General features: G+C 71.4%; 7 protein-coding genes. All 7 read left to right on the forward strand.

Annotation, left to right across the window (positions count from 1 at the left end):
• On the forward strand, window positions 1–1,984 hold a 1,984-nt coding region (gene infB / locus EYA84_RS24625), incomplete at its 5' end, for a translation initiation factor IF-2 (protein ID WP_131055779.1).
• A gap of 90 nt (window positions 1,985–2,074) precedes the next feature.
• Window positions 2,075–2,368 carry a DUF503 domain-containing protein gene (locus EYA84_RS24630; protein ID WP_131055781.1) on the forward strand — a complete coding sequence of 98 codons (294 nt, stop codon included), beginning with the start codon at window positions 2,075–2,077 and terminating at the stop codon, window positions 2,366–2,368.
• 142 nt (window positions 2,369–2,510) lie between these two features.
• Window positions 2,511–3,008 carry a 30S ribosome-binding factor RbfA gene (gene rbfA, locus EYA84_RS24635; RefSeq protein ID WP_131055783.1) on the forward strand — a complete coding sequence of 166 codons (498 nt, stop codon included), beginning with the start codon at window positions 2,511–2,513 and terminating at the stop codon, window positions 3,006–3,008.
• A gap of 182 nt (window positions 3,009–3,190) precedes the next feature.
• On the forward strand, window positions 3,191–4,186 hold the full coding sequence (locus EYA84_RS24640; protein WP_236145942.1) for a bifunctional oligoribonuclease/PAP phosphatase NrnA: 996 nt from the start codon (window positions 3,191–3,193) through the stop codon (window positions 4,184–4,186).
• Window positions 4,187–4,251: 65 nt separating this feature from the next.
• Window positions 4,252–4,659, forward strand: a complete 408-nt coding sequence (locus EYA84_RS24645) for a hypothetical protein (protein WP_131055785.1) — start codon at window positions 4,252–4,254, stop codon at window positions 4,657–4,659.
• On the forward strand, window positions 4,659–4,868 hold the full coding sequence (locus EYA84_RS24650) for a DUF6186 family protein (protein WP_176095694.1): 210 nt from the start codon (window positions 4,659–4,661) through the stop codon (window positions 4,866–4,868). Before EYA84_RS24645 ends, EYA84_RS24650 begins: the two co-directional genes overlap by 1 nt.
• Before the next feature lie 562 nt (window positions 4,869–5,430).
• The coding region (locus tag EYA84_RS24655) for an MATE family efflux transporter (RefSeq protein WP_255446634.1) at window positions 5,431–5,822 on the forward strand (392 nt) is incomplete at its 3' end.

Consider the following 5,822-nt stretch of genomic DNA (forward strand, 5'->3'; position numbering starts at 1 on the left):
GCGTCAGATGTGTCTCAGAGACAGTCCGGGTGGCGGTGGCCGTGGCCGTGGCGGCGGTGCCGCCGGTGCCTTCGGCCGTCCGGGTGGCAAGCCGACCCGTGGTCGCAAGTCCAAGAAGCAGCGCAGACAGGAGTTCGACAACCTGTCGGCCCCGACCATGAGCTCGGGTGCTCCCCGGGGTCAGGGGCAGGTGGTCCGGCTCTCCCGTGGCGCCTCGCTGTCGGACTTCGCCGACAAGATCAACGCCAACCCGGGTTCGCTGGTCCAGGAGATGTTCAACCTGGGCGAGATGGTCACCGCGACCCAGTCGTGCTCCGACGACACCCTGCTGCTGCTGGGTGAGCACCTCGGCTTCACCGTGCAGATCGTCAGCCCGGAGGACGAGGACCGCGAGCTGCTCGCGCAGTTCAACATCGACCTCGACGCCGAGGTCGCGGAGGACCGCCTGGTCAGCCGTGCGCCGGTGGTGACCGTCATGGGTCACGTCGACCACGGTAAGACCAAGCTGCTCGACGCGATCCGCAAGGCGAACGTGGTGGCCGGCGAGGCCGGTGGCATCACCCAGCACATCGGCGCCTACCAGGTCCACGTCCCGCACGAGGGCGAGGACCGGGCGGTCACCTTCATCGACACCCCGGGTCACGAGGCGTTCACCGCCATGCGTGCCCGTGGTGCCCAGGTCACCGACATCGTGATCCTGGTGGTGGCGGCCGACGACGGCGTGATGCCGCAGACCATCGAGGCGCTCAACCACGCCAAGGCGGCGGACGTGCCGATCGTGGTCGCGGTCAACAAGGTCGACAAGCCGGAGGCGAACCCGGACAAGGTCCGCCAGCAGTTGACCGAGTACGGCCTGGTCGCCGAGGAGTACGGCGGCGAGACCATGTTCGTCAACGTGGCCGCGAAGCCCGGCATCGGCATCGAGGAACTCCTCGAGGCAGTGCTGCTCACCGCCGACGCGTCGCTGGAGCTGACCGCTCCGACCGACGGGCCGGCGCAGGGTGTGGCCATCGAGGCGCACCTGGACAAGGGTCGCGGTGCGGTGGCGACGGTGCTGGTGCAGAAGGGCACCCTGCGGGCGGGCGACTCGATCGTCGCCGGTGGGGCGCACGGCCGGGTCCGGGCGATGCTCGACGAGAACGGCAACCAGGTCACCGAGGCCGGTCCGGCGCGTCCGGTCCTGGTCCTCGGCCTGACCGCGGTGCCCGGCGCGGGCGACACCTTCCTCGCCGCGGCGGACGACCGCACGGTGCGGCAGATCGCCGAGCAGCGCCAGGCACGGCGGCGGGCGGCGGCGTTCGCCAACTCGCGTGGCCGGGCCACCCTCGAGACGCTCATGGAGCAGCTCAAGGAGGGCGAGAAGACGTCGCTCAACCTCATCCTCAAGGGCGATGTCTCCGGTTCCGTGGAGGCCCTGGAGGACGCGCTGTTCAACCTGGACATCCCCGAGGAGGTCCAGCTCAAGGTCCTCGACCGGGGCGTCGGCGCGATCACCGAGAGCAACGTCATGCTCGCGAGCGCCTCGTCCGAGCCGGTCACGATCATCGGCTTCAACGTGCGGGCCTCGAACAAGGTCCGCGAGATGGCCGACCGCGAGGGCGTGGAGATCCGGTACTACACCGTCATCTACCAGGCCATCGAGGAGATCGAGGCGGCGCTCAAGGGCCTGCTCAAGCCGGAGTACGAGGAGGTCGAGCTCGGCAGCGCGGAGATCCGCGAGGTCTTCCGCTCGTCCAAGATCGGCAACATCTCCGGTTGCATCGTCCGGTCGGGCATCATCCGACGCAACGCGAAGGCGCGCCTGCTGCGCGACGGCACGGTCGTGGCGGACAACATCACGATCAGCTCGCTCAAGCGCTTCAAGGACGACGCGACCGAGGTCCGCGAGGGCTTCGAGTGTGGTCTGACGCTGGCCGGTTACAACAACGTGCAGCCGGGCGACATCATCGAGACCTTCGAGATGCGGGAGAAGGTTCGCGCCTGATCCGGTAGTGACGCACTGATCGAGGGGTTTACGCCGAATGGCGTAAACCCCTTGATCATGCGGGGTGGGGTGCGGGTAGTGTCCGCAGCGATGTTCACCGCAACCGCAGTGTTCGACCTGCTGCTGCCGGGCGACTCCCGGTCGCTGAAGGCGAAGAGATCGTACGTACGGCCGATCGTGGCGGCGCTGCGCCGCTTCGAGGTCTCGGCCGCCGAGGTGGGTGCGCTCGACCTGCACGGGCGAGCTGAGATAGGAGTGGCGGTCGTGGCCGCGGAGGCGGCGCACGCCCGTGAGGTGCTCGACTCGTGCGAGCACCTGGTGGCCGGTCGACCGGAGGTCGAGTTGCTGTCGGTACGCCGCCGGCTGCACGGCGAGGACGACTGACCGGTGGCGGGTGCGGCCCCCTGCCGCCCCGCGCGCCGGAGCACGTGGCGCGGGTAGGGTTTCCAGTGTTGGGGTCGGTGCGGGCTCCGGTGACGGCGTCGCCGGTTCCGGCCGGCAGCGGGACGCCGTGGAGGTGGCGGAGATGACGGATCCGGCCAAGGTACGTCGGCACGCGGAGCGGGTGCGTGAACTGGTCGCGTCGGTGGTGCGGAGCCAGATCAAGGATCCGCGGCTCGGCATGATCACTATCACCGACGCCCGGATAACCGCCGACCTGCGCGACGCCACGGTCTTCTACACCGTGCTCGGTGACGCGGCGGCGCAGGCGGGTACCGCCGCCGCGCTCGACAGCGCGAAGGGCATGCTGCGCAGCACCGTCGGCAAGGCGCTCGGATTGCGTCACTCGCCGACCCTGACGTTCGTCCTGGACGACGTGCAGGACCAGGTGAAGCACATCGACGACCTGCTCGCGGCGGCCCGGACGGCCGACGCGGAGGTGCAGCGCCTCGCCGCCAAGGCCGCGTACGCCGGTGAGGCCCAGCCGTACCGGCTCGACGACGAGGACGACGAGCCCGACGAGGCCGAGAACGAGACCGGCACCGGTGACACGGACGACACCCGGAGCGGGGATCGGCGGTGACCGCCCCCTCCGGCGGTGCGCTGACCGAGTCGGGCCCGGGTGCGGCGTTGCCGAGTCCGGCCCGCCCCGGTGCGGCCGGGGGAGCGGCGGGTGCCGCCGACCCGGACGCGGCGACCACCGGAGCCTCGACGGCGACCTCCTCGGGCGGGTCCGCGCCGAGTGAGGCCGACTGGGCCGCTGCGGTGGCCGCGGTGCGCCAGGTGGTGCCCGCCGGCCGGGTGCTGCTGATCTGCCACGTGAACCCGGACGGCGACGCGCTGGGCAGCATGCTCGGCTTCGGGCTCGGGCTGCGGCAGCTCGGCGTACGCCGATTGCAGGCGACCTTCCCCGGGCCGCCGGAGGTGCCTGATCCGTTCCGTGGCCTGCCCGGGCTGGATCTGCTGGTCCCCGAGACCGAGGCCGACCCGGAGCCGGACCTGGTGATCTGTTTCGACGCGGCCAGCGACTCGCGCCTCGGTGACCTGGCCGACCGGTTGGCCGGTCCGGGCAGCGCACTGGTGCTCGACCACCACGCCTCCAACGTCGGCTTCGGTGACGTCAACCTGGTCGACCCGGCGGCGGCGGCGACCTCGGTGGTCGCGGAGGAACTGCTGGCCCGGCTCGGCGTCCCGTTGGACGCCGGCATCGCCGAGTGCCTGTACGTGGCGCTGAGCACCGACACCGGCTCGTTCCGGTTCGACGCGACCACGCCGGCGGTGCACGAGATGGCGGCCCGCCTGATCTCCACCGGCATCCGGCCGGGGGAGATCTCCCGGCGGGTCTTCGACAGTCGACCGTTCGGCGCTGTGCGCCTCTTCGGCGAGGTGCTCGGCCGGGCCCGGCTGGAGCCCGAGGCGGCGTCCGGGCATGGCCTGGTCTGGACGTACGCGACCCAGGACGACCTGGCCCGGCACGACCAGCGGCCGTACGTGCTGGAGGCGCTGATCGATCCGGTGCGGTGCACCGCCGAGGCCGACGTGAGTTGTGTGGTGAAGCAGACCGGGCCGCAGGAGTGGGCGGTGTCGCTGCGCAGCAAGGGCGCGGTGGACGTGAGCCGGGTGGCGGTCGCGCTGGGCGGTGGTGGGCATCGACTCGCCGCCGGGTTCACCGGTCGGGGCAGCGTGGACGAGGTGGTCGACCGGGTACGCGCCGAGTTGGTGGCGCCCGCGCAGGGACGTGACGTCGACCCCGAGGGGTGATTTCAGGGGCGGCTCGGGGGAGTGTTGCCGTACCGCCGCCGGGAGATGACGGGGAGAATCGAGTGATGGAGCAGCCCCACGACCTCACGATCGACGCTCCCCGTACGTGGGAGAGACCGGTCGTCTGCGTACCGGTGCTGGTGGCCCTCTCGCTGGTCGGCGGACGGTTCCCGTCGTTCTCCACGGAGGCCAACCTCTACGTGTTCGGCACCGGCGGGCTGCTGATCTGGCTGGGCCTGACCAAACGGGTGCAGGCCCGTCCGGCACCCGAGCGCCTGGGTTCCGGCGCGGTCTGGTGGACGCTGCCGGTGGTGGTGTTCGGGGTGTTCGAGGGGGCCACGTTCGTCGCGGCGGCCGGTGACGACTTCCCCACCTTCTCGCTGCTGGCCGACCCGTTGCTGGAGGACCGGCTGGTCCGGTCCGCCGCCTGGTTGGTCTGGCTCTCGGCGTTCTGGGGGTTGGTGCGCCGATGATGCGGTATCTGGCGATCGGCGGGTTCCTGGTCGGTCTGGCGCTGTTCGCGATGGTCGAGTGGATGGCGCGGCGGGAGGGCTCGCGTATCCCGACGCTCGGCGAGATGTGCGCGTACGTGATGCGCTACGAGGTCGGTCCGGTTCCGGTGGGCCGGATCGGGATGTTCGGCTTCTGGTGGTGGGTGGGCTGGCACTTCCTGGCCAGGTGACCGGGATCCGACCGGTCCAGATGGCGGGAACAGCACGCACCATGTGGACCTGAACGATAACTTGGGAATAGACCTGTGCTGCTGTGGCGCGGGTCACGGGAGCGGAGCCCTACCCGGCGTCGCTTCCCCTCCAGGGTCGACCGACCCGGGCCGCCACCACACCACCCGTCCATAGCTCCGGTGATCCTGGGGCCGGTTTCGGGTGCCTGTCGTACACCGCCCGTGATGCCGTCGCGCCAGTCGGCGCGCGCCCTGGAAGGGGTCCGCCATGCCCGCCAAGCCCAAGCCCGAGACCACCGACGAGGCCCGCGAGCAGGCCCGCCGCGCCCTGCAGACCTCCATGGACACCCGTCAGTGACCGTACGCGACCGGCGGTGACGCCGAGCCGCACCACGCGTACGGCGTCACCGCCCCGGATCGCCTGACGGTCCCGACGCGGCCCGTGCCACCGGCTGCGTACCGCTCATCACCTGTCCTCCCGCCGCCCTGGCGGACGTCCCCCGGCGGGTAAGTGGCGCAGGAGCTTGCTCTCCTTACACATCGCGTGCCAGGATCGGCGGCGATGAGCCAGACCTCCGTTGCCAGCCGTGTCGCCTCACCGCGCCGGATCGCCGCGCTCGCCCTGCCGGCCCTCGTGGTGCTGGCCGCCGAGCCGATCTACGTCCTCGTCGACACCGCCGTCGTCGGCCACCTGGGCCGCGTGCCGCTCGCCGCGGTGGCGGTCGGCGGCACCGTGATGACCCTGACCGCCTGGCTGGGCACCGTGGTCGCCTACGGCACCACCGGGCGCGCCGCCCGCCGTTTCGGCTCCGGTGACCGGGGCGCCGCGGTGGCCGAGGGCGTGCAGTCCTCCTGGCTGGCCTTCGGTGTGGGGTTGCTGGTCGTGGTCGCGATGCAGTTCGGTGGCGGCGCGCTGGCCGGTGCCCTCGCGGGCGGCGGCGAGGTGGGCGAGGC

Origin of the sequence: Verrucosispora sp. SN26_14.1, assembly GCF_004307965.1 — a bacterium.
Taxonomy (GTDB): domain Bacteria; phylum Actinomycetota; class Actinomycetes; order Mycobacteriales; family Micromonosporaceae; genus Micromonospora.